Origin of the sequence: Rhizobacter terrae (assembly GCF_003852895.1) — a bacterium.
GTDB classification, from domain to species: Bacteria; Pseudomonadota; Gammaproteobacteria; order Burkholderiales; family Burkholderiaceae_C; genus Albitalea; species Albitalea terrae.
In genome coordinates, this window is sequence record NZ_QUSW01000003.1 from 55,518 (window position 1) to 78,804 (window position 23,287).

Consider the following 23,287-nt stretch of genomic DNA (forward strand, 5'->3'; position numbering starts at 1 on the left):
AAAACATGACGCTAAACGCTCTCCAGGCGCTGACGTGGAGCACCGTTGCCGGTGCCGTCGCCGGCGCCCTGCTCCTCGCCTCTGTCGAATCCAATTTCTCGGACTGGTCTCGGACCCGACGGGCCAATACCGAGCCTCGCTTGGGCAATGCCGACTTGGCTACCCAGCGCAAGTCACAAGAGCGCCCCCCTGTCCTCATGGACGCGAGCGTGGCGAAGCGCGAGGTCGCCGTCCGCTGAGGTTTCGCGGCGCGGCCAGTGTGCGTTGCGCGCCGGCCGCCAGCGCAGCCCCCACGCGGTCCAGCAACCCGCCATGGCGCGGCCCTTGGGCATCGGGCCCGAGTTGCCATTGGTGCCAGAACAGTTCCACCTCCAGCATCACCTCTGGCCTGAGCAGCACCAGCGAGCCGCTGCCCAGCAGCGGTTGCACCTGCACCAGGGGCACGACCCCCACGCCCCAGCCCATCAGCACCGCCCGGACGTATGCCTCCGACGACGGCACGTAGCGTTCGCGCAGCGATGGCCGGCGCACACCGAAGGCCTGCGACACCCACTGCTGCTGCATGTCGTCCTTGCGGTTGAAGATCAAGAACGGCACCTGGGCAAAATTGCCTTCGTGAAGGCCTTTCGGACCCGTTCCGCCCGACCCGATCAGCTCACGCTCGATGAATGACGGTGACGCCACGGCGGTGTAGCGCATCACACCCAGCGGCTGGACGCGGCACCCCCGGAGTGCCTCCCGAACGGTGCTCACGCATCCGAGCACGGCGCCCTGTCGCAACCAGTCGTGGGTGAAGTCCTGGTCGTCGACCACCAGCTCCAGTGACACGCCCTCCTGCACCAATGGATCCAGCGCAGGCAGCACCCAGGTGGCGAGGCTGTCGGCATTGACGGCGATCGGCAGCCGCTCCTGCACCGGCGACGCCGCGCCAAGTTCGCGGGCGAGGTCCGAGCGCATGGCGTGCATCTGCCGGGCAAAGCGCAGCAGCACCTTGCCGGACTCGGTCAGGCGCAAGGGCCGCGAGCGCACGACCAGCAGCCGACCCACCTGGGCTTCCAGCGATTTCAGCCGCTGCGACACGGCCGACTGGGTGATCGACAGCCGTTGTGCGGCGCGCTCGAAGCCAGCCTCGTCCGCCAGGGCGGCGAGGCAATCGAGGGCGGCAGGGTCGAGGTCCTTCATCAGTATTGCTAATGTATCTCGATAAATATTCATCACGCTTCACAGCGTCACTGCCGGTTCGGACAATCCGCAGCCACCATGTCCACCATTTCCACCGCCTTGATCCAGGGCTGGCTGATGACCGCCGGCCTGATCGTCGCCATCGGCGCGCAGAACGCGCTGGTGCTGCGCCAGGGACTGGCCCGCTCGCATGTGGGCACGGTGGTGGCCGTGTGCACGCTGTCGGACTGGCTGCTGATCGCGGCTGGCGTCTTCGGGCTTGGATCGGTGATCCAGTCGTCGCCCCGGGTGCTGGATGTTTTCCGCTTCGGCGGCGCGGCGTTCCTCATCGTCTACGGCGCCCTGGCCGCTCGGCGCGCGATGACGCCCGGCACCACGTCGCTCCAGGCCGCCGGTCCCGCCGCCAGCCTGGGCGCCACGGTCGGCGCCACGCTGGCCCTCACCTACCTCAATCCCCACGTCTACCTGGACACCGTCGTGCTGCTGGGCAGCGTCGGTGCGCAGCAGCCGGACCCGTCAGCGCGCGGTGCCTTCGCCGTCGGCGCGGGCCTTGCATCGCTGATGTGGTTCACCGCACTGGGCTTCGGCGCTTCCGCCAGCGCGCGGTGGCTGCGGCGCCCGGGCGTGTGGCGCGGCCTCGATGCCAGCGTGGCGCTGGTGATGTTCATCGTCGCCGCGCAACTGCTGCTCAAACCTCTTTGAATCGAAGAAGAAAGTCCTCGTCATGAAAGTGATCGTCCTGGGCGCCGGCATCATCGGCGTGAGCACCGCCTGGCATCTGCTGGAGCAAGGCCACGAGGTGACGGTCGTCGACCGCCAGCCCGCCGCCGCACTGGAAACCAGCTTCGCCAACGGCGCGCAGATCTCAGTGAGCTTCTGCGAGCCCTGGGCCAACGCCGGCGCGCCCTTCAAGGTCGCGAAGTGGCTGCTGCGCGACGACTCGCCGCTGCTGTTCCGTCCACGGCTGGACCCGCACCAGTGGCGCTGGGGCCTGAGCTTCCTCACGCAGTGCAACGACCACGCCTTCGAGCGCAACGTGGCGCAGCTGGTGGCGCTGGGCCGCTACAGCCACGAGACGCTCAAGGAGATGGTGTCGCGCACCGGCATCGTCTACGACCGCCTGGAGCGAGGCATCCTGCATTTCTTCTCCAGCCAGAAGGACTTCGACGCCGGCGCCGAAGCCGCGCAGGTGATGCGACATCACGGCGTGGACCGGCGCGTGCTTTCACGCGAAGAGGTGCTGAAGATCGAGCCTTCGCTCCGGCATTTCGGCGACCGCATCTTCGGCGGCACCTTCACGCCCAGCGATGAATCGGGCGATGCACGCGTGTTCACGCAGGAGCTTGCCAAGCGTTGCGCGCAACGTGGCGTCGCATTCCTCTACGACCATGACATCGCCAGCTTCGACACGGCCGGGCGCATGGTGTCTTCGGTGCAGGTGACCGACCGCCTCACCGGCCGCAGCACCGACCTGAAGGCAGACGCCTACGTCGCCGCCATGGGCAGCTTCACGGCCCCGGCACTGCGCCCGCTGGGCATTTACCTCAACATCTATCCGGCCAAGGGCTACTCGGCCACGCTGAAGCTGAAGAAGCCGCAGGAGGCGAGCGTGGTGAGCATGATCGACGACGCCCGCAAGATCGCCATCAGCCGCCTGGGCGACACCATCCGCATCGCCGGCACGGCGGAGATGGCGGGCTACGACTCCAGCCTCGACAGCCGCACTTCGCGTGCGCGCTGCGAGGCGCTGATCCAGCGCTACGAGGAACTCTTCCCCGGCGTGGCCCACACCAGCGAGCCGAACTTCTGGGCCGGGCTGCGGCCGAGCACGCCGGACAACATCCCGATCATCGGACGCAGCAAGGTTCACAACCTGTGGATCAACGCTGGGCACGGCACGCTGGGCTGGACGCACGGCGCGGGCTCGGGCCGCGCGCTGGCCGAGTTGATGAGCGGGCAGCGGCCGGCACTGAACTTCAACTTCCTGGGCGACGCCCGCCCGTTGCGGACGCCGCAGGTCGCGACCGCCTGATCAATCAGTTGGCGGCGACGTACTTGTTGCCGTTGGCCTTGTAGGCCGCGATGGCCTTCTTCAGGTCGGTGTACTCGCTGCAGCCCAGGCGGCAGGCCTTGTCCAGCACGGCCAGGCGGGATTCGGCCTTGGGCAGGTCGCCCTTCATCAGGTACAGCTCGCCGGAGTATTCCAGTGCGCCGCGGTGCTGCGGGTCGATGCGCAGGGCTTCGTCGTAGTAGCGCTCGGCGGCGTCGTAGTCGGGCACCTTGGCCTTGCGGTGGCTGTAGCCCATGAGGTTGTTCCAGTCGGCGCTGGTGGGGTCGTTGACCTTCTTCAGCTCCTCGATGGCGCCGCGCCAGGATTGGGCCGCGATCTGCGCGCGCGCTGCGGCCAGCTTGTCCACCGTGGCAGCAGCAGGTTCGGTGTCAGCGGCAAAGGCGGTGTGGGCGCAGGCGGCCAGCAAGGCGACGGACAGGAGGCGGGAAAGCGTGGTCTTCATGGCGAGGTCCTCTCTAGGTTGGAGACACCGCTCATCGATGTCTTGCCTGGACTTACGAGGCCTGCCGGTCGTTGGACGCGTGCAATTCCGAAAGGAATTGCAACCGCGTCACCACAGCTTGACGCAATGCCCCGACAACGCGAACTCCGCAGGCGGTTCTTCGCCCGGCCGCGCAGGTCCATCGCTCACGCTGATGGCCAGCCGACCCACGTTGGAGAAGAGCTTCTCCGAGGTATCGGGCAGGGCCACGGTCACCGACGACTTCACCTCCGGCAGCGGCGGAAGCACCGCCACCGGAAACGGTTTGCCCCCAGCCGGGAAGGCCCACAGTTGTGCCACCTTTCCCGGCGGCACGGCTACCGGCTGCAGCACCTTCACCGTGAGTTGCGTCCCCTGGCGGCGGGAGTTGGCGAGGATGGCGGGCTTGCCGGCGTTGTCCAGCAGCAGGCCGACGTAGCTCGCCGGCAGCTTGTCGGACTGCGGCTCCATGCCGATCAGCCCGGGTTGGGATCGCAGCACCACCACACACAAGAGCACGCCGGCCAGTGCACCGCCCAGGCTGCGCACCGACAGCAGGTTCCACAGCCACTGCAGCGGTCCCTTGGCGGGCTCGGCAGATTTGGCGGGGGCGAACAACCGCTTCTCCAGGCCGTCCCAGACCTGGTCTCGCGGCTGCAGCGGCGGCACGCCCGCAGCGAGCACCGTGAAGCGCTCCTGCCAGGCGGTCACGGCACGCGCGGCCTGCGGTGCCTCGCGCAGCAGCTTTTCGAAGCGGCGGCGCGGACGGCCGGTCATCGTGCCCAGCGCGTACTCGCGCGCCAGGCGGTCCAGTCGTTGCGGGAGGAGGTAGTTCATGCCGCCCTCACGCCGTCACGCCGGCTGCCTCAAGGCAGGACTTGAGCTTGTCCAGCCCGCGCCGCACCCAGGCCTTGGCGGTGCCCAGCGGCGCGTTCAGGGCTTCGGCAATGTCGGTGTGGACCATGCCCTTGTAGTAAGCGAGCGCCAACGCCTGCCGCTGCGACGGATTCAGCTCGCTCATGCAGCGGTCGATGTTCACCTTCACCAGGCTGTCGTCGAGCAGTTGCTGCGGCTGCAAGGCATCGTCGGCCGCCACGTCCATGCCTTCGTCGTCGAGTGCGACGGTGGAATTCCGTTCGGTCTTGCCCGAGCGCACGGCGTCGATCGCCTTGTTGCGGACGATGTTGATGAGCCAGGTCATCGGTGTGGCGACGCCGGGGTTGTAGCCCGCGGCACTGTTCCAGACATTCATGAAAGCTTCCTGCAGCACCTCTTCGGCGCGGTCCCGGTTGTTCAATATACGGAACGCGACGCCTAAAAGATGCGCCGAGGTCGCCCGATACAGCTGCTCGAAGGCGGACCGGTCGCGCAAGGCGATGCGGGACAGCAGTTGCGGAAGGTCGGCAGCAGCGGACATGGGGCTCGTGGGGGATGGACCCGGCGGCAGTTGGCGGCGCAGAGTATGCCGCCAGTTGCTGCCATCGCAACACATCCGCTCATAGGAACCTACAATCGCGCCCCCTCGCGTTCACCTATCCGGGTTTGCCATGTACTGTGCGATCGACTTCGGCACCTCGAACTCCGCGATCGCCGTCCCTTCCGGGGACGGCGGCATGCGCCTCGTCGAACTCGAGCGCGGCTACCGGACGATGCCGACCGCCGTCTTCTACTTTGTCGAAGGGCCGGAAACCAACGGGCCGCCCCGGGCCTTCGGGCGCGCGGCGGTGGCCGCCTACGTGGACGGCATTGACGGCCGCCTCATGCGCTCGATGAAGAGCATCCTCGGCTCGACGCTGGTGGACCAGACCACCGACGTGGGCGGCGGGCGCGGCGCGAAGTACATCGACATCATCGCGGGCTATCTGCGCCACCTGAAAGCCAAGGCGGAAGATGAGGCTGGCGGCACCATCCGCCAGGCGGTGCTCGGCCGCCCGGTGTTCTTCGTGGACGACGAACCGGCACGTGATGCGCAGGCCCAGTCGGCGCTGGAAGGCGCGGCGCTCAGCGTGGGCTTCGAAGAGGTGAGCTTCCAGTACGAGCCGATCGCCGCGGCCTTCGACCACGAGCGGCAGATCTCGCACGAGGAAGTCGTGCTGGTGGCCGACATCGGCGGTGGCACCTCGGACTTCTCCGTCGTGCGTGTCGGCCCCGAGCGCATGAAGCGGCTGGAGCGCAAGGACGACATCCTCGCCAACCACGGCGTGCACATCGCCGGCACCGACTTCGACCGGCGCGTGGAACTGGCCACCGTGCTGCCGGAATTCGGCTACGGCGCCTACGGCCCGAGCATCGCCGGTGCGCCGCCGCGCGAAGTGCCCAGCGGCATCTACTTCGACCTGGCCACCTGGCACCTCATCAACACCGTGTACAGCCCGCAGCGCGTGGCCGAGGCGCGAGCGCTGCGTGTGAACTTCGCAGACCTGAAGCAGCACCAGCGGCTGATGACGGTCATCACCGAGCGGCTGGGCCACGAACTGGCCGCTCGGGCCGAGCAGGCCAAGATCGACGTGGCCGGCGGCGGCGAGGCTGTGGTGGACCTGAGCCACGTGGAGTCGCGACTGGCGGTGCGGCTGAGCGAGGCGCAGGCGGTGGATGCGATCTCGGCGGACATCGAACGCATCGTCACGGCAGCCCGTGAGACCGCCGCCCAGGCCGGACTGAAACCGGACCAGATCGACGCGCTCTATTTCACCGGCGGCTCCACCGGTTTCCGCCTGCTCTCGCAGAAGATCGCCGACGCCTTCCCCGCGGCACGCGCGGTGCGCGGCGACCGCTTCGCCAGCGTGGCCACCGGCCTGGGCCTGCACGCCGAGCGGCTGTTCGGACGCGGTTGAATCAGCGCCGCGGCGGTGGCCGTCGCGCCGGGCCAGGACGCTGTGGCTTGGACGGCGCGGATGCCGGACGGCTCACATCGGCCAGCAGCAAGGTGGCGCGCACGAGCGCTTCCACCGCCTCCGTCAGGTCTTCGGGCGGCTCCAGCGACTCGATCTCGGCCAGCAGCTCCTCGGCGTCCTCCAGGTCGTCCGGGTCGAGGTGGCGGTACAGCATCGCGAGGGGTTCGGTGATATCCGCCGCATTGAACTGCATCAGCGCGGGGAAGAACTCCTGCGCGGTCGCGAAGCCGGCCACCCACGGGTAGACGGCATCGACCTCCGGCGGCGCCTCGTCGAAGGCCTCGTCCTGCGCGTCGTCTTCGCCCTCCAGCTCGAAGACCCAGGGATCGAACCACTGGCGGCGGGCGATGGCGTCTTCAAGCTCGGCATGGCGGCGGCGCACCAGGGCGTGCAGCCGCAAGGCGTCGAACTGCGCGGGCAGCGCACGGCCATCCGCATCGGTCACGTGCGGCAGCCAGCGGAATTCGGGAATGCGCTGCGGCTGCAGCAGCACCCCGCACAGGAAGCCGTCCAGCATGCTGACGTCCAGCGGCTCCAGGGGTGCCGGCACGCGGTCCAGCAGGGCTTGCAGCTCGTCGATCTCGCGCTCGTCCAGCGGCTTCACGGCCGTGTGGCGTGGGGCCGGGTGCGGTGTGTGGCGTTGCGGTGTCCGCGCAGGCGGACCGGGACGTGGGCGAGGTGATCCGGGCATGGCCGCCATTGTGGCGCGAGCGCACCGGTCAGCGGGCAGTCAGTCCGAAACCTTCTGCCACAAATCCACCGGGGTTTCTCCCTCGTATTGGGGATATCCGGCACGTGAGCAGGCACCTACAGTGCATCCATCGCTGTCACACGGGGCCTCATTCAGGCCTACGCGTCAAGGTCCGCAACACCTGCCCGACGAAGAAGAACCAGAAAACCCCACAGGGTGAGAGACCGAAGCAACCGTCCCAACGACGTCCTTTCTTTGAAGGACCTTACTGCCCACCCCCTTCCAAGCGGGTGGGCATTTTTTTATGGCCCCCCAGTCGCTGGCGCTCCTGCCCCCATGGGGCGCCACCCTGCGGACTGGCGGAGCCAGATCCGCGGGCGTTGCTTGATCTGGCGCTCGCTGCGCTTGCTCTTTGTCTACGACAAGATCATCTGCGTGCAGCGGAACAGGGCCATCTTCTTGCCCTGCGGGCTGAAGACCGTGGCTGACCAGACCTGTGTCGTGCGGCCCAGGTGTTCGCCCACGGCTTCGCAGCGGATCAGGCCTTCCTTGGCCGTCCCGAGGAAGTTGCTCTTGAGTTCCACCGTGGTGAAGTTCTTCGCGCCTTCGGGCAGGTGGGCGATGGTGGCGTAACCGGCGCTGGTGTCGGCCAGCAAGATCACACTGGCTGCGTGCAGGAAGCCGTTGGGTGCGTGCATCCAGGGTTGCACTTCCATCTCCGCTTCGAGGCGGCCTTCCTCGATCTTCGTGATGCGCACGCCGTAGCGCTCGGGCAGGCAGCCGGTCTGGCGCTGGTGGAACATGTCGGGCGTGATGCCGGGCCTGAGCATAGGCGGGTCCTCCTGGAGATCGAATCGGTCGAGCATATCGGGGCCAGGGGGATTGCGCTTGTCCCCTGCGGCACGCCCAGACCACAATCCCCCACAGACTGACAAAGACCTGCCGTGAAGCGATTGATGAGGGGCTGCACCCTGTTGGCGGTGCTGGCTGGCGCCATGGCCTGCGCACGGGCCGAGATCACTGACATCCGTGCCTGCGGCGGGGCCAATGAATGGCCGCCGTCGTCGTACTACGTGCGCCGCGAGGGCCAGGCCACCACCGAGGTGGCCGGCTACTCGCCGGAGGTGCTCGCCGCGGCATTGGGCGGCAGCCGCTTCCGGCCCCACGTGACGCTGCTGCCCTTCGCGCGCTGCCTCGCCGATGCCCGCGCCGGGCAGGACATCCAGGTGGTGATGGCCGCCTTCCAGACGCCGCAGCGGGCCGAAACCTTCCTCTTCAGCCAGCCCTACCTGCTGCTGACGCCGCGCCTTTACTTCCTGGGCGAGCATTTCCCCAAGGGCATCACCATCCAGGGCCCGGGCGACCTGAACGCCTTGAAGCTGTGCGGACTGAACGGCATCAGCTACGGCTACCTCGGGCCGGCCAGCGAGAAGGTCTACACCGGCGCCGCCGACTACGCCGCGCTCGTGCGGATGCTGCAGGCCCGGCGCTGCGACGCGTTTGCCGAAAGCCAGGAGGTGATCGCCGGCTTCCGCATGCTGGGCGTGCCCGAGTTGTCGGGCAATGCGCTGGTGAGCGCGGCCTTGCCGGACGTGCAGCCGCTGAAGGTGCACTTCGCGGTGTCGCGGCAGTTCAAGCATGCGGCCGACCTGGTGGCCGACATCGACAAGGGGCTGGAACGCCTGCAGCGCGAGCAGCGGCTCGCGGGCATGCTGAAGCGGCACCAGACGGCCCGGTAGGTCATTGGGCAACCTCCGTGCTGCGCACTGCGGTGGGCGCCCCAGGGTCCACGACAGTGGGCCCCTTCGTGGCCCATAGAACGGCCGGGCGGGGGCTCAGGCGCCGAACCCACCGGCCAGTTGTTCGCGCCAGTGGTCGACGAGCACCTGCACGGCCTTGGGTGTGCTTCGGCTCCAGGGGCGGATCGCGAAGATGGCATCGCCGAAGAAGCCCACCGGCCGCCAGCCCGGCAGCACCTCGCGCAGGCGGCCGGCCCGCAGCGCCGCTGCCACGCTGAAGTCGGGAATCTGCGCAATGCCCAGGCCCGAGAGCACCGCATCGCGCAGCAGCTCGGAATTGTTGGCGCTCAAGGGCCCCTGCACGCCCACGCTGACACGCTCGGGATCGTGGCCCGCACGCGGCCGGTCGGCCTGCTCGAACAGCCATTGCGTCGGGCCGCTGCGCAAATAGGCCAGGCAGTCGTGCTCCGCCAGCTCGGATGGATGCTGCGGCACGCCCTTGCGCCGCAGGTAGCCGGCACTGGCCACCAGCAGCGTGCGTGACTCGCAGAGCTTCCAGGCGATGTGGTTGTCCGGCGGCGAGCTGGTGTGGCGCACGGCCAGGTCGAAGCCCTCGTGCGCCAGCTTGGCCAGGCGGTCCGACAGCTCCAGCTCCACCCGCACCTGAGGGTGGCTGCGGAAGAAGCGCTCCAGCGTGGGTGCGATGTGCTGCCGGCCCAGCGCCACCGGAGCCGTCACCCGCACCAGGCCACGCGGTTCGCCGGCGAGATCACGCACGTCCGCCACGCTGCGGGCGATCTGCGCGAAGGACTCCGCCGTGTCGTCCACCAGCCGCTGGCCGGCATCGGTGAGCCGCACGGAGCGCGTCGTGCGCCGCACCAGCGTGAGGTTCACCGAGCGCTCCAGTTCGGCCACGCGCTGGCTCACCGCCGCCTTGGACAGGCCCAGCCGCTGCGCTGCGCCGGTGAAGCTGCCGGCCTGGGCGATGACCGTCAGCAGGTGCACATGCGACCAGAGGGACTCGCTGCGATCCGGCGTCATTGGGTGGCCTCCATGGCTATTGATTGTTCACATTGGCGAACAATCAAATCAGTGTAGCCACATTGGCATGGACGAAGCACCGTCCTAGACTGGCCATATCCAGACGCAGGAGACAGCCATGGGCGCACCGGAATCCTTCACCGCCTCGGCCGAGGTCGGCCACTACATCGCCGGCCGCCCGGTCGCCAGCACCAGCGGGCGCCGGCAGGCGGTCTACAACCCTGCCACGGGGCGGGTCGCGAGGCAGGTGGCACTGGGGTCGGTTGATGAAGTCCATGCCGCCGTCGAGGCTGCGAAAGCCGCCTTCCCGGCCTGGGCCGACACCCCGCCCATCCGCCGCGCCCGCGTGCTCAACAACTTCCTCGCGCTGCTCAACGAGCACAAGGACACGCTGGCCGCGATGATCACCGCCGAGCACGGCAAGGTGTTCACCGATGCGCAGGGCGAGGTCTCGCGCGGCATCGACATCGTGGAGTTCGCCTGCGGCGTGCCGCAGCTGCTCAAGGGCGACTTCACCGACCAGGTCTCCACCGGCATCGACAACTGGACGCTGCGCCAGCCGCTGGGCGTGGTGGCGGGCATCACGCCCTTCAACTTCCCATGCATGGTGCCGTGCTGGATGTTCCCGGTTGCCCTCGCCTGCGGCAACAGCTTCATCCTCAAGCCCAGCGAGCGCGATCCGTCGCCCTCGCTCTTCATGGCCGAGCTGCTGCGGCAGGCCGGCCTGCCCGATGGCGTGTTCAACGTCGTGCAGGGTGACAAGGTGGTGGTCGACGCCCTGCTCACCCACCCCGACGTCAAGGCCCTGAGCTTCGTCGGCTCCACGCCCATCGCGCAATACATCTACGAAACCGGCGCCCACCACGGCAAGCGCGTGCAGGCCCTGGGCGGCGCAAAGAACCACATGGTAGTGATGCCCGACGCCGACCTCGACCAGGCGGTGGACGCGCTCATCGGCGCGGCCTACGGCTCGGCGGGCGAGCGCTGCATGGCCATCAGCGTGGCAGTGCTGGTGGGCGACGTGGCCGACAAGATCGTGCCCAAGCTGGCTGAGCGCGCGAAGGCGCTGAAGGTGAAGAACGGCATGGAGCTGGATGCGGAGATGGGCCCCATCGTGACGCGCCAGGCGCTGGAGCGCATCGAGGGCTACATCGCCCTGGGCGTGAAGGAAGGCGCCACGCTCGTGGTGGACGGCCGCGGCCACCAGGTGCCCGGCCACGAAGACGGCTTCTTCACCGGCGGCACGCTGTTCGACCACGTGACGCCGTCCATGCGCATCTACAAGGAAGAGATCTTCGGCCCGGTGCTGGCGTGCGTGCGGGCACACGACTTCGCCGAGGCGGTGCAGCTCGTCAACGAGCACGAGTTCGGCAACGGGGTGGCCTGCTACACCCGCGACGGCAACATCGCGCGTGAGTTTGCAAGACGTATCCAGGTCGGGATGGTGGGCATCAACGTGCCCATTCCGGTGCCCATGGCCTGGCACGGTTTTGGCGGCTGGAAGAAGAGCCTGTTCGGCGACACGCATGCCTACGGCGAGGAAGGTGTGCGCTTCTATACCAAGCAGAAGTCCATCATGCAGCGCTGGCCCGAAAGCACCGCCAAGGGTGCCGAGTTCGTGATGCCCACCGCAAAATAGGGCTCCTCCCGTTTGGCCGGCGGTCCGTCCGGCCTCATCATGGCGGCATGCAGTCCTCGACAGTCCCTGCGAAAGAGTCCGTCGCCGAGCTCCTGGCCCGCGCCCGCGCGGCTCGGGATGCATCCGCGCTGGCCGAGGGACGCGACCTCGCGCAGCGCGCGTGGGCGCTGTCCGCACAGGGCGGCACCACCGAAGACGAGCGCTGCGAGGCCGGCCACCTGCTGTGCCTCTTCCACTACCGCATGGGCTCGCTGGAGGCGCTGCTCGACCTGGGCCAGCAGGTGGTACCTGTGCTCAAGGCGCCAGACCGCCGCTCCGCCAAGGCCGACCTGCTGCGCTGGATGGCCCTGGCGGGCTGCGAGACCGGCCGCTTCGAGACGGCGCTGCATTGCGCCAACGATGCCTGCGCCGTCTCGCAGGACCTGGGCGACCAGCGCCAGCTGGCGCTCTCGCTGACCGCGCTGGGCGCCTGCTTCGAGCGCATGGGCGACCCCTGGCAGGCCGAGCGCCTGATGGAAGACGCGCTGCTGGTGGCCAAGGAGATCGGCGACCCCTTCGCCCAGCTCGTGACCCTGAACAACCTGTGCGCCGTCTGCATCGGCGCCTACTACGTGCTGCGTGGCGGCGACGTGCCCGCCGAGGCCACCGCCGCATTGCGCAGGGCACTGGGCCATGCCCGCGCCGCGCACTCACTGCTGTCCAACTTCGGCGACCCGTTCTTCTCGGTGTTCGTGGAAGGCAACCTCGGCGAGGTGCTGCTGCACCTGGGCAAGCTGGACGACGCCCGCCACTACCTCGACGCCGCCTTGCAGCGTGGCCTGGAGCATGGCTACGGCGCGCAGGTGTGGCGCATCCGCTGCTCCATCTGCGAGCTGATGCTGGCGCAAGGCCAGGCCCGCGAGTCGCATGCCGCGCTCACCGCCTTGCTGCACGACATGCAAGGCGGCGACCCACGCTCCACGCTGATCCGCGTGCAGTACGCGCTGTACCGGACCTGCAAGGACCTGGGCTGGGACGCCGACGCGCTGGAACACTTCGAGGCGCACGACCGGCTGGACCGGCGCCGCCAGACCAACCAGCTCAAGGCGCAGTCGCAGCTGTTCGTGACGCGTGTGGAGGCCGAGCAGTCACGCCTGCAGGCCGAGCGTGCGCGGCTGGAAGCGCAGATCGAGCGCTCGCGGGCCGCATCCTTCCAGGCCGATGCGCAGCGCGACCAGCTCACCGGCCTGGGCAACCGCCGCCACCTGGACCACCGCCTGCCCATGCTGCTGGAGGTGGCGCGCGAGCAGAAGCTGCCGCTCACGGTGGCGCTGGTCGACCTCGACCACTTCAAGCAGATCAACGACCGCTTCGGCCATGCCGTGGGCGACAAGGTGCTGGTGGAGATGGCGCACAAGCTGCGCGAGAACACCCGCACCAGCGACGTGCTGGCGCGCATCGGCGGTGAAGAATTCCTCGTGGTCTTCGCCGACATGTCGCCCGAGCAGGCCTTCGAGGTCTGCGAGCGGCTGCGGCTGCGGGTGGAGGAACACCACTGGCACACGCTGGCCGTGGGCCTGTCGGTGACGCTCAGCGTGGGCCTGTCGCATGCGCCGCCCTACGAGCTGGCGACGCTGTTCGAGGAAGCGGACAAGGCGATGTACCGCGCCAAGCAGGGCGGACGCAACCGCGTCGCCCTGGCCTCCCCGAAGTGACGGTCAGTACTCCCAGAACATCCGCTGGATCTCCGCTGCGCTGTTCGTCTTCGTGAGCGCCAGCGCCGCGAGGATCTTCGCCTTCTGCGGATTCAGGTCGTGCGCGACCACCCAGTCGTACTGGTCGTCGGGCTGCTCGGAATTGCGCAGCACGAAGCCGTCTGCGATGCGCGACGAGCGGATGACATGCACACCGCCGGCGCGGACCTTCTTGAGCGTGTCCACCGCGTAGTTCGCCACCGAGCCGTTGCCCGTGCCGGCGTGGATGATGGCCTTGGCACCGGCCTTCACGGCGGCGTCGTACATCGACGGCGCCATGTTCCCCGAGCCGTAGACGATCTGCACTTCAGGCAGGCTCTCCAGCGTGTCGATGTCGAACTCCGACTGCATGGTGTGGCGCTTGACCGGCGCGCGGAACCAATAGGCCTTGTTCTCCACCACCATGCCCAGCGGGCCCCAGGGGCTGGCGAAGGCGTTGGTCTTGATGTTGGTGCGCTTGGCCGCGTCGCGGCCGGTGAGGATGTCGTCGTTCATCGCCACCAGCACGCCCTTGCCGCGTGCGCTCGGCGTGCCGGCCAGCACCACCGCGTTGTAGAGGTTGAGCATGCCATCGGCCGACATGGCCGTGCCCGGGCGCATGGAGCCGACCACCACGATGGGCTTGTCGGTGTGCACGACGAGGTTGAGGAAGAAGGAGGTCTCTTCCAGGGTGTCGGTGCCGTGGGTGATGACCACGCCGTCCACGCCCGGGTCCTTCACCAGCGCCGAGACACGCTTGCCCAGCTGAATCAGCTTCTCGTTGGTGAAGCTTTCGGAGGCGATCTGGAAAGCCTGCTCGCCGCGCACGTTGGCCACAGCATTCAGTTCCGGAATACCCGCGATGAGCTTGTCCACCGGCACCTTGGCCGCCTGGTAGGTGGCGCTGTTGGCGCTGGTCGCGCCTGCGCCGGCAATGGTGCCGCCGGTGGCGACAATGACCACATTGGGCTTGGCCGCGGGCGTCGCCACCTGGGCAAATGCGGACTGGACAGCCAGCAGCGCGATGGCGCCGGCACGGATCATGTGATGCACGAGTGTTCTCAACGCAGGTCTCCTTCCGATGAAACGGAGATGCATCCTATGCAAGGGAATGTCCCTACGGGGCTGATTCTTTGCATCACAGCCATGCGTTTAGCTCATGCATGCCCGGGCTACACTGAGGGCCATCATGCGCTTGCGACACATCGAGGTCTTCCAGGCGGTGATGGAGACCGGCAGCATGAGCGCCGCCGCACGGCTCATCCACCTCACGCAATCGGCCGTGAGCCGCTCCATCGCCAACGCCGAACTGCAGCTGGGCTACCCGCTGTTCCACCGAGCGGGCGGACGCCTCGTGCCCACCACCGAGGGGCTGGCGCTGTTCGAGGAAAGCTCGGCCATCTTCGAGCGGCTGGAATCGCTCAAGCGCACGGCGCACAACCTCAAGAGCGGCGAACAGGGGCTGCTGCGCATCGCGGCCATACCGGCCGTGTGCCACAAGCTGCTGCCCGATGCGCTGGCGCGCTTCCACCGGACGCATCCCAACGTCATCGTGCAGGTGCACACCGTGCACAAGCGGCAGATCGCCACCGAGCTGCTCACCCGGGCGGTGGACGTGGGCTTCGACCACTACACCATCAGCCACCCGGGCTTGCAGTCGCGCCCGGTGGGCACGGGGCCGCTGCTGGCCATGCTGCCCGCGCGCCATGCCCGCACCGTCAGCGACGGCATCTCCGCCAAGGCGCTGATCGCGCTCCTGTCCTCGCTTCCGGTCATCGCGCTCACCGACGACGACCCGCTGTACATGGCCTTCCTGCGCTACTGCGAACACCAGGGCTTCCGGCCCAACGGGCAGATCCTCGTGCAGACCTCGCAGCTGGCCGAGGAGCTCGTGGCCCGCGAACTGGGCTGGACGGTGGTGGACTTCCGCACGGCGGCCATGCGGCGCAAAGACGTGGTGGTCACGCCGCTGCAGCCTTACGTCGAGTGCCCGATGAATGCGTTCTTCGCGAAGAACCATTCGCCGACCCTGCTGGCGAGACGGATGGTGGACACGGTGAAGGCGGTCCTCAAGGAAGGCACGTCGGCCTGATCACAGCTTTTCCGTCTCGCCCGCCTGCGGCTGCCACTTGAGGAACACGCGCTCGACCATGCCCACCAGCGTGTCCAGCACCAGCGCGAAGGCCGTGAGCACGAGGATGCCCGCCATCACGGTGTTGATGTCGAACGCGCCCTCCGCCTGCAGGATGAGATAGCCCACCCCTTGCGCCGACCCCAGGTACTCGCCCACCACGGCGCCGACGAACGCCAGTCCCACCGAGGTGTGCAGCGAACTGAACACCCAGCTCGTCGCGCTCGGCAGGTACACGTGGCGCAGCAGCTGTCGCTGGCTCGCGCCCAGCATGCGCGCATTGGCCAGCACCACCGGGCTCACCTCCTTCACGCCCTGGTAGACGTTGAAGAAGACGATGAAGAACACCAGCGTCACGCCCAGCGCCACCTTGCTCGCCACGCCCAGGCCGAACCACACCGCGAAGATGGGCGCGAGGATCACGCGCGGCATGGCGTTGAGCGCCTTGATGTACGGGTCGAAGATGGCCGCGGCCATGGGGCTCAGTGCGAGCCACAGCCCGCAGGCCAGGCCCAGCACCGTGCCGATGCCGAAGGCCAGCACCGTCTCCAGCAGCGTGACCCACAGGTGCTTGTAGATGTCGGCGTTGGCGACGAACCAGTCCCAGATGCGGCCGAAGATCTTCAGCGGTTCGCCGAAGAAGAAGGCGGCCTGCTTGTCGTCGGCGAACACGAAGGGCGGGATGAGCCCCGGCGCGGTGAGCAGGTGCCACACGGCGAACACCAGCACCAGCACACCCAGTTGCCAGGCCAGCAGGTTGCCGCGTCGAGGCTTGATGAGCTTCCACATGGTCAAGCCGCCAACTGCTGCTGATAGCCCTTGAGCACTTCCTCGCGCAGCACCGCCCAGATGGCGTTGTGCAGATCGACGAAGCGCGGCGTGGTGCGCACCTCGGCCACGTCGCGCGGGCGGTCCAGGTCGATGCGGAATTCGCCGATGGGACGGGACGCCGGCCCGGCAGACAGCACGACCACACGATCGCTCATCGCGATCGCCTCATCCAGGTCATGCGTGATGAACAGCACCGCCTTCTTCTTCGCATTCCACAAGTCCAGCACCTCGTTCTCCATGAGTTGCCGCGTCTGGATGTCCAGCGCCGAGAAGGGCTCGTCCATGAGGATGATGTCCGGGTCCAGCACCAGCGTCTGCGCCAGGCTCACGCGCTTGCGCATGCCGCCGGAGAGCTGGTGCGGGTAGCGGTCGCCGAAACCGCCCAGTCCCACGCGCTTGAGCCAGTCTTCCGCCTGCGCCCGCGCATTGGCCACGCCGCGGAACTCCAGCCCCGCCATCACGTTGCCCAGCGCCGTGCGCCAGGGCATGAGGCTTTCGGCCTGGAACATGTAGCCGGCCCGCGCGTTGATGCCCGACAAGGGCTCGCCGAAGACCAGCACCCGCCCGCTGCTGGGCGTGAGCAGCCCGGCGCCCATGTTGAGCAGGGTGCTCTTGCCGCAGCCCGTGGGCCCCACCACCGACACGAACTCGCCGGCGCCCACGGTCAGCGAGACATCGCGCACCGCGGTGTACCGCTGCGAGGCATCCTCGCGCGACACGAAGGTGCAGGTGACGTTCTCCAGCGCGAGTGCAGCTGAGCTCATCCTTTGGGGTACTTCTGGTTGGCGCGTTTGACGAAGTCGTTGGTCCACGCCGCGGCGAGGTCGAACTTCTGGCCCTTGAGCGAGTCGTCGATGCTCTGCAGGGCCCGCAGCGCGGTGGCGGCGCCCGCATCGGGAATCGACCCGTCCGCCGACAGCGCACCCTTGCTCGCCATGAAGGCGTCGATGTAGACCGCCCGGTCGCCCAGCAGGTAGCTCTCGGGCACGGCCTTGATGATGTCTGCCGGACCCGCGGCCTGGATCCACTTGTCCGCCCGCACCATCGCATTGGCCAGCGCCTGCGTGGTGTTGGGGTTCTTGTCGATGAAGGCCTGCGGCGCGTAGAGGCAGCCCGCCGGCATCGGCCCGCCGAACACGCGGTCGGCCTCGGCCACGATGCGCGTGTCGGAGATGATCTTCAGGTCCCCCGCGCGCTGCAGCAGCGTGATGACCGGGTCGAGGTTGCTGATGGCGTCAATCTGGCCTGCCTTCATCGCCGCCACCGCACCACTGGACGCGCCCACGCCGATGATGGACACGTCGCTGGGCTTGAGCCCGGCCTTGGCCAGCACGAAGTTGGCCATGACGTTGGTGGACGAGCCCGGCGCGGTCACGCCGATCTTCTTGCCCTTGAGGTCGGCCACCGACTTGTAGTTGGGCATGGTCTTGGGGTTCACGCCCAGCACCACCTGCGGCGCGCGGCCCTGCAGCACGAAAGCGCGCAGCTTCTGCCCCTTGGCCTGCATGTTCAGCGTGTGCTCGAACGCACCCGACACCACGTCGGCGCTGCCGCCCACCACCGCCTGCAGCGCGCGAGAACCGCCCGCGAAGTCGGCGATGGTCACCTCCAGCCCTTCGGCCTTGAAGTAGCCCAGGCTCTCGGCGATGGTCAGGGGCAGGTAGTACAGCAGGTTCTTGCCGCCCACCGCCAGGGTGAGCTTGGGTTTTTCAAGGGACTGGGCGCGCACGACGGCCGGCAGGGCCAGGGTCGATGCGGCGCCGATGACGAATCTGCGGCGGTGCATGGTTTGTCTCCAAGCTGTTTGCTTCGACTTTAACCAAGGGCGCCGGGAGCGCCGATGCGTAAAAGCCCCGCCGTGCACGCTGAAGGGCGAATCCGGCCCGTAGAATCTTCAGCGATGAAGATTCTTCGCGTGCTGGCCGCGGGATGTCTCGCCGCGCCGCTCATCGCTTCGGCCGTGACCGAAGTCCCCGTGCCTGCCGATGCCGCCAGCGCGCCGCCGGTGTCGCTGTCGGCCCGCAAGGTGTATGAGCAGGCGCGTTCGCAGCTGCTGCAGATCCGCACCGTGCTCAAGGGCCGCGCCAGCCAGACCTCCGTGGGCTCGGGCTTCGTCGTCAGCAAGGAAGGCCACATCATCACCAACTTCCACGTGGTGAGCGAGGTGGCACTGGAGCCGGCCAACCACGACCTGGTCTACGTCACCGCCGACGGGCGCGAGGCGAAGCTGGACATCCTCATGCTGGATGTGCTGCACGACCTGGCGCTGGTCAAGCCCGCGGCGCCGGCCAAGGGCGAGGCCTCGCCCAAGGAAGCGCCGGCCTGGGACGCGCTGAGCTTCCGGCCGCAGAAGCAGGCGCTGGCCCAGGGCGAGCGCATGTATTCGCTGGGCAACCCGCTGGACGTGGGCTTCGCCGTCATCGAGGGCAACTACAACGGCCTGGTCGAGCGCAGTTTCTACCCGCAGATCTTCTTCTCCGGCGCGCTCAGCGCAGGCATGAGCGGCGGCCCCGCGCTGGACCAGGAAGGCCGCGTCATCGGCGTGAACGTCGCGCGGCGCGTGGACGGCGAGCAGGTGAGCTTCCTCGTGCCCGCCAACTTCGCCACCGCCTTGCTGGAACGCGGCCGCAGCGCGCCGCCGATGAAGGGCACCGCGCACGCCGAGATGACGCGACAGCTGATGGAGCACCAGCAGGTGCTGACAGACCGCTTCATCGAGCAGGGCTGGAAGAGCGCCACCCATCCGCGCTACAGGGTGCCGGTGCCGCCCGACCGCTTCATGCGCTGCTGGGGCGCGAGCCACCAGTCGCGCACCGGCGGGCTCGACTACGAGGACTCGCAATGCGTGATGGACACGCGCATCTTCGTGGGCCAGTACACCACCGGCGCCATCAGCCTGCGCCACCAGAGCTACGACGGCACGAAGCTGGGCACCATGCGCTTCGCCGCGCGGCATGCGGCGAGCTTTCGCAACGAGAACTTCCGCCGGCTGGGCGGCGAGCACATGACCAAGCCGCAGTGCCACGAGAATTTCATCACCCACGACAAGCTGCCCATGCGCGCCGTGGTGTGCATGCGGGCCTACAAGAAGCTGCCCCAGCTGTATGACGTGGCCGTGCTCGTGGCCACGCTGGACCAGAGCCAAGCTGGCGTGCAGGGGCGCTTCGACGCGCAGGGCGTGAGCTTCCCGAATGCGATGCGGCTGACGCAGGCCTACCTTGACGCCTACGGGATGTTGAAGCAATGAGCGCGGTTCCCACCATTGCCCTGCTCGAGGTCCTCGACCGCGACGACCACGTCAAGCACTACCTGCCCATCGCCGCGTGGCCCGTCACCGCCGGCCGAGCGCTGGACAACGACATCGTGCTGGACGATGCCTACATCGCTGCCCACCACTTCCGTGTGGACGCCGACGAGAGCGGCGTGTTCGTGCAGGTGGGCGAGACCATCAACGGCCTGCGCGCCGACGACCGGCTGCTGGCCAGCGGCGAGCGCGTGAACGTCGGCGATGTGCCGCTGCGGCTGGAGGTGGGCGACTCGCACCTGTGCCTGCGCCTGGCCCACCATGCCCTGCCGCCGGAGCAGCCGCTGCGCAAGCCGGGCAGCTTCTGGGCGGCGGCAGGCCCCACCATCGCGGCGGCCGTCGCCGTGCTGGCCGTGCTGCTGTTCACCACCTGGCTCGATGCCGACCCCGACGACAGCACGCGCGCCCTGGGCGCGAGCCTGCTGACCATGGTGGTGGGTGCGGCGGTGTGGTGCGCCGGCTGGTCGCTGGTGTCCAAGATCTTCACGCGGCGCAGCCACTTCTGGTGGCACGTGCGGGTGATGCTGCTGGGCGTGCTGGCCATCGACCTCGCGGGGGCGGCGCTGCACCTCATCGCCTTCTCGTTCTCGCTGCCGGCCGCGAGCGACTTCACCTTCGTCTTCGTCTACGCGCTCGTCGCGGTGATGCTGTACTTCCACGTGCTGGGCGTGGAGCCGCGCAAGCCCTCGCGCATCAAGGCGGCGGCGGTGGGCATGTTCGTCGCGGGCACGGTGCTGTCGCTGTGGTTCAACCAGCAGAACCGCGACCAGCTCGGCGAAGAGCTCTACATGAGCCACCTCTTCCCGCCCGCGCTGCGCGTGGCCAAGCCGCAGGACACGGCCACCTTCGTGAAGGGGCTGGCCGCGCTCAAGCCCACGCTGGACGACAAGGCCCGCAAGCGCGAATCCGGCGACGACGGCGAGACCGATGAAGAGTGACGCCGGCGGCCCGCGCACCGTGCTCGTGACCGGCGGGTCGCGCGGCATCGGGGCCGCAGTGGCGCTGCTGTGCGCCGAACGCGGCGACGCAGTGGCGGTGAACTACGCGCGCGACGAGGCCGCCGCCGATGCAGTGGTCGAGCGCATCCGCGGCCTGGGCCTGCCGGCGCTCGCGGTGCAGGCCGACGTGTCCGACGAGGCGCAGGTGCTGGCCATGTTCGCGCGCATCGACGAGCACCTGCCGCCGCTGCGCGCCCTGGTCAACAACGCGGGCGTGGTGGACGTGGCCGCGCGGCTGGACGGCATGACGGTGCAGCGCCTGCGGCGCATCTTCGACATCAACGTGCTGGGCAGCTTCGTCTGCGCGCGTGAGGCGGTGAAGCGCCTGTCCACGCGGCATGGTGGCGCAGGGGGTGCCATCGTGAACATGTCGTCGGCCGCGGCACGCCTGGGCTCGCCCAACATCTACATCGACTACGCGGCGAGCAAGGGCGCCATCGACACCTTCACCCTCGGGCTGGCGCGCGAGCTGGCCGCCGAAGGCGTGCGGGTGAATGCGGTGCGCCCGGGCATCATCGACACCGAGATCCACGAGACCAGCGGCCACGGCGATCGCCTGCGCGCGCAGGTCCCTGAATTGCCCATGAAACGTGCGGGCACCGCCGACGAAGTGGCGCAAGCCGTCGTGTGGCTGCTGTCCGACGCTGCCGGCTACACGACGGGCGCACTGCTCGACGTGGCCGGCGGACGCTGAACACTGAACTTTTGACCGACATGACCGACGTTCTCACCGACCGGGAGCAGACCCTGGCAGAAGAAATCGCCAATGCCGTGAGCCACGGCATCGGCTTCCTGCTGGCCGTGGCTTCGCTGCCCATCCTCGTCTACGTGGCCGCACGCGAAGGGCACGCTGCCGACGTGGTCGCAGCCAGTGTCTTCAGCACCACGATGATGCTGCTGTACTTCGTGTCCACGCTGTACCACGCGGTGCCGGCCGGACGCATCAAGACCTGGCTCAACCGGCTGGACCATGCGGCCATCTTCCTGTTCATCGCCGGCAGCTACACCCCCTTCGTGCTGGGCGTGCTGAACGGGCCGTGGGGCTGGTCGCTGTTCGGTGTGGTGTGGGCCATTGCGGCCGTGGGCGTGACGCTCAAGCTGCTGAACCGGCTGTCGCATCCGCTGCTGTCCACCGGGCTGTACGTGGCGATGGGCTGGGTGGCGGTGGTGGCCGCAGGACCTCTGGTGCATCGCATGCCGGCCGCGGGGCTGGTGTGGCTGGTGGCAGGTGGCCTGTCGTACACCGCCGGCGCGATCGTGTTCCTCTTCGACTCGCGCTTTCGCTTCGCGCATTTCCTGTGGCACCTGTTCGTGCTCGCAGGCAGCATCTGCCACTTCTTCGCGGCGCTCTGGTATGCGCGCTGACGGTCTCTGACGACCTCTGACTAACGCCGCTCGACGATCACCGGCACCAGCTGGATGGACTCGCGCACGCGGCGCGCGACGCCTTGTGCTTCATCGCGGCTGGCGTAGGGCCCGGCCTGCAGGCGGTAGGCGCTCGACTCGTTGAAGATCGCCAGCAGCGGCGCGAGCCAGTCGAGATCGGCCGCGACCTTGCGGTGGAATCCCTCGGCGCCGTTGCGCTGGCGGAAGGCGCCGAGCTGGACCCAGAAGCCGGGAGCGGGGCGAGTGGACAAGGCCGTGTCGGCGGCGGTCGGTGCGGGGCTTGCCGGCGTTGCGGTCGGCGTGGCTTCGGATGCCGGTGGCGCGGCGCTCATCGCCACGACCGGGTCCGGCATCGTTGCAGCAGGCGGCACCGCGACAACGGGCGCTGGCGATGAGGGCTGTGCCACGGCGACGGAAGGCGTCGCGACCACCGACGGCGGCACGAGAGACGGCGGCACCACTGGCGCTGTCACTCGCGACGGCGTCGACACAGGCGCGGCCGCATCCTGCTCGGCCGCCCCGGCTGATCGCCGCGATACCGCGGCCACCATCGCCGAATCCTGCATGGGCGCGCCGGGCGACGCCGGCCCCTTGCGCCACGCCCCGGTGCGGATCTCATCAAAGGTGATGCGCGTCAGCTCCACCGGCGCCACGCCCCGCAGCACACCGAGCTTGAACGCCGCCGTGTAGCTCAGGTCCACGATGCGTCCCGGATGGAAGGGCCCGCGGTCGTTGATGCGCACCACCACCTCGCGGTCGTTGGCCGGGTTGCGCACCCGCACGTAGCTCGGGATGGGCAGCGTGGGATGCGCCGCCGTCATCGCGTACATGTTGTAGATTTCGCCGCTGGCCGTGCGACGGCCGTGGAATTTCTTGCCGTACCAGGAGGCCAGTCCGCGCTCGCTGAAGGGCCGGTCCTCGGTGATGGGCTTGTAGTCGCGCCCCTGGACCTCATACGGCTTGTTGGGCCCGCCGGAGCGGATCGGCTCGATCTTCGGTTCCGCATCGGGCACGCTGCCCAGGTCCGCCGGCGGATTGGCCTCGGGCCCATCGCGATCGCCTGAAGCCGCCGGCCCCGGGCGGGGCTGCACCGCGGGCCCACCACCGCTTCGCGACGGTGCTGATCCGCAGCCCGTCAACACGGCCAGGCCGGCGACGAGCAGTGCAGCACAGGCGACCCGAAGGGCTGGGATCATTCGCGAGCCGGC

Annotated in this window: 23 protein-coding genes; 11 read left to right on the top strand and 12 right to left on the bottom strand. The window is 68.4% G+C overall.

Annotation, left to right across the window (positions count from 1 at the left end; genetic code table 11):
• Positions 1-195: 195 nt before the first annotated feature.
• The gene (locus tag DZC73_RS11730) at positions 196-1,182 is read right to left on the bottom strand and encodes a LysR family transcriptional regulator ArgP (protein ID WP_124540450.1); all 987 of its coding nucleotides are present in this window, start codon (positions 1,180-1,182) and stop codon (positions 196-198) included.
• Positions 1,183-1,260: 78 nt separating this feature from the next.
• Here DZC73_RS11730 and DZC73_RS11735 point away from each other — a divergent pair, with 78 nt between their 5' ends.
• Both DZC73_RS11735 and DZC73_RS11740 read left to right on the top strand, forming a co-directional pair.
• Positions 1,261-1,884: a LysE/ArgO family amino acid transporter gene (locus DZC73_RS11735; RefSeq protein WP_124540451.1), complete on the top strand. Its 624-nt coding sequence runs from the start codon at positions 1,261-1,263 to the stop codon at positions 1,882-1,884.
• A gap of 22 nt (positions 1,885-1,906) precedes the next feature.
• Entirely contained in the window at positions 1,907-3,214 is a 1,308-nt protein-coding gene (locus DZC73_RS11740) for a D-amino acid dehydrogenase (RefSeq protein WP_124540452.1), read from the top strand.
• A gap of 4 nt (positions 3,215-3,218) precedes the next feature.
• On the opposite strand, the gene DZC73_RS11745 is transcribed toward DZC73_RS11740, so the two are convergent.
• The 3 genes from DZC73_RS11745 to DZC73_RS11755 form a co-directional block, all read right to left on the bottom strand.
• Entirely contained in the window at positions 3,219-3,695 is a 477-nt protein-coding gene (locus DZC73_RS11745; RefSeq protein ID WP_124540453.1) for a tetratricopeptide repeat protein, read from the bottom strand.
• Between the two features lie 108 nt (positions 3,696-3,803).
• Positions 3,804-4,550, bottom strand: coding sequence for an anti-sigma factor (locus tag DZC73_RS11750; protein WP_124540454.1), 747 nt, complete (start codon positions 4,548-4,550; stop codon positions 3,804-3,806).
• 7 nt (positions 4,551-4,557) lie between these two features.
• Positions 4,558-5,130: a sigma-70 family RNA polymerase sigma factor gene (locus DZC73_RS11755; RefSeq protein WP_161974548.1), complete on the bottom strand. Its 573-nt coding sequence runs from the start codon at positions 5,128-5,130 to the stop codon at positions 4,558-4,560.
• A gap of 130 nt (positions 5,131-5,260) precedes the next feature.
• On the opposite strand from DZC73_RS11755, the gene DZC73_RS11760 reads away from it, so the two are divergent.
• On the top strand, positions 5,261-6,547 hold the full coding sequence (locus DZC73_RS11760; protein ID WP_124540456.1) for an Hsp70 family protein: 1,287 nt from the start codon (positions 5,261-5,263) through the stop codon (positions 6,545-6,547).
• A 1-nt stretch (position 6,548) separates the two neighbouring features.
• Here the strand turns inward: DZC73_RS11760 and DZC73_RS11765 are convergent, their stop codons facing one another.
• Together DZC73_RS11765 and DZC73_RS11770 are read right to left on the bottom strand one after the other, a co-directional pair.
• Positions 6,549-7,211 (bottom strand): YecA/YgfB family protein, encoded by a 663-nt coding sequence (locus tag DZC73_RS11765; protein WP_235835094.1) that lies wholly within the window; start codon positions 7,209-7,211, stop codon positions 6,549-6,551.
• 503 nt (positions 7,212-7,714) lie between these two features.
• Positions 7,715-8,128, bottom strand: a complete 414-nt coding sequence (locus tag DZC73_RS11770; RefSeq protein WP_124540458.1) for a PaaI family thioesterase — start codon at positions 8,126-8,128, stop codon at positions 7,715-7,717.
• 126 nt (positions 8,129-8,254) lie between these two features.
• Here DZC73_RS11770 and DZC73_RS11775 point away from each other — a divergent pair, with 126 nt between their 5' ends.
• Positions 8,255-9,037, top strand: a complete 783-nt coding sequence (locus tag DZC73_RS11775) for a substrate-binding periplasmic protein (RefSeq protein ID WP_124540459.1) — start codon at positions 8,255-8,257, stop codon at positions 9,035-9,037.
• A 96-nt stretch (positions 9,038-9,133) separates the two neighbouring features.
• On the opposite strand, the gene DZC73_RS11780 is transcribed toward DZC73_RS11775, so the two are convergent.
• Complete coding sequence (locus tag DZC73_RS11780) at positions 9,134-10,078, bottom strand: LysR family transcriptional regulator (RefSeq protein WP_124540460.1); 945 nt, start codon at positions 10,076-10,078, stop codon at positions 9,134-9,136.
• A gap of 118 nt (positions 10,079-10,196) precedes the next feature.
• Here DZC73_RS11780 and DZC73_RS11785 point away from each other — a divergent pair, with 118 nt between their 5' ends.
• Together DZC73_RS11785 and DZC73_RS11790 are read left to right on the top strand one after the other, a co-directional pair.
• Complete coding sequence (locus tag DZC73_RS11785; RefSeq protein ID WP_124540461.1) at positions 10,197-11,717, top strand: CoA-acylating methylmalonate-semialdehyde dehydrogenase; 1,521 nt, start codon at positions 10,197-10,199, stop codon at positions 11,715-11,717.
• Between the two features lie 47 nt (positions 11,718-11,764).
• Positions 11,765-13,411, top strand: coding sequence for a tetratricopeptide repeat-containing diguanylate cyclase (locus DZC73_RS11790; RefSeq protein ID WP_124540462.1), 1,647 nt, complete (start codon positions 11,765-11,767; stop codon positions 13,409-13,411).
• Positions 13,412-13,414: 3 nt separating this feature from the next.
• Here DZC73_RS11790 and DZC73_RS11795 read toward each other — a convergent pair whose 3' ends face one another.
• Entirely contained in the window at positions 13,415-14,473 is a 1,059-nt protein-coding gene (locus DZC73_RS11795; RefSeq protein WP_124541110.1) for an asparaginase, read from the bottom strand.
• Between the two features lie 145 nt (positions 14,474-14,618).
• On the opposite strand from DZC73_RS11795, the gene DZC73_RS11800 reads away from it, so the two are divergent.
• Entirely contained in the window at positions 14,619-15,521 is a 903-nt protein-coding gene (locus tag DZC73_RS11800; protein ID WP_161974549.1) for a LysR family transcriptional regulator, read from the top strand.
• Here the strand turns inward: DZC73_RS11800 and DZC73_RS11805 are convergent, their stop codons facing one another.
• From DZC73_RS11805 to DZC73_RS11815, 3 genes are read right to left on the bottom strand one after another with little or no spacing between them, the layout of a single operon-like run.
• A complete protein-coding gene (locus DZC73_RS11805) occupies positions 15,522-16,349 on the bottom strand; it encodes an ABC transporter permease (protein WP_124541111.1) in 828 nt (275 codons plus the stop codon).
• 2 nt (positions 16,350-16,351) lie between these two features.
• Complete coding sequence (locus tag DZC73_RS11810) at positions 16,352-17,155, bottom strand: ABC transporter ATP-binding protein (RefSeq protein WP_124540464.1); 804 nt, start codon at positions 17,153-17,155, stop codon at positions 16,352-16,354.
• A complete protein-coding gene (locus tag DZC73_RS11815; RefSeq protein ID WP_124540465.1) occupies positions 17,152-18,177 on the bottom strand; it encodes an ABC transporter substrate-binding protein in 1,026 nt (341 codons plus the stop codon). Before DZC73_RS11815 ends, DZC73_RS11810 begins: the two co-directional genes overlap by 4 nt.
• Positions 18,178-18,291: 114 nt before the next feature.
• Between DZC73_RS11815 and DZC73_RS11820 the strand changes: the two genes are divergently transcribed.
• The 4 genes from DZC73_RS11820 to trhA are packed head-to-tail and all read left to right on the top strand — an operon-like array spanning position 18,292 to position 22,058.
• On the top strand, positions 18,292-19,638 hold the full coding sequence (locus tag DZC73_RS11820) for a S1 family peptidase (protein WP_235835096.1): 1,347 nt from the start codon (positions 18,292-18,294) through the stop codon (positions 19,636-19,638).
• Positions 19,635-20,633 carry an FHA domain-containing protein gene (locus DZC73_RS11825; protein ID WP_124540467.1) on the top strand — a complete coding sequence of 333 codons (999 nt, stop codon included), beginning with the start codon at positions 19,635-19,637 and terminating at the stop codon, positions 20,631-20,633. Before DZC73_RS11820 ends, DZC73_RS11825 begins: the two co-directional genes overlap by 4 nt.
• The gene (locus tag DZC73_RS11830; protein ID WP_124540468.1) at positions 20,623-21,387 is read left to right on the top strand and encodes an SDR family oxidoreductase; all 765 of its coding nucleotides are present in this window, start codon (positions 20,623-20,625) and stop codon (positions 21,385-21,387) included. The genes DZC73_RS11825 and DZC73_RS11830 overlap by 11 nt, the downstream gene beginning before the upstream one ends.
• A 20-nt stretch (positions 21,388-21,407) precedes the next feature.
• On the top strand, positions 21,408-22,058 hold the full coding sequence (trhA, locus tag DZC73_RS11835; RefSeq protein WP_124540469.1) for a PAQR family membrane homeostasis protein TrhA: 651 nt from the start codon (positions 21,408-21,410) through the stop codon (positions 22,056-22,058).
• Positions 22,059-22,078: 20 nt separating this feature from the next.
• On the opposite strand, the gene DZC73_RS30255 is transcribed toward trhA, so the two are convergent.
• Positions 22,079-23,275, bottom strand: a complete 1,197-nt coding sequence (locus tag DZC73_RS30255) for a septal ring lytic transglycosylase RlpA family protein (protein WP_235835097.1) — start codon at positions 23,273-23,275, stop codon at positions 22,079-22,081.
• Positions 23,276-23,287: the final 12 nt, after the last annotated feature.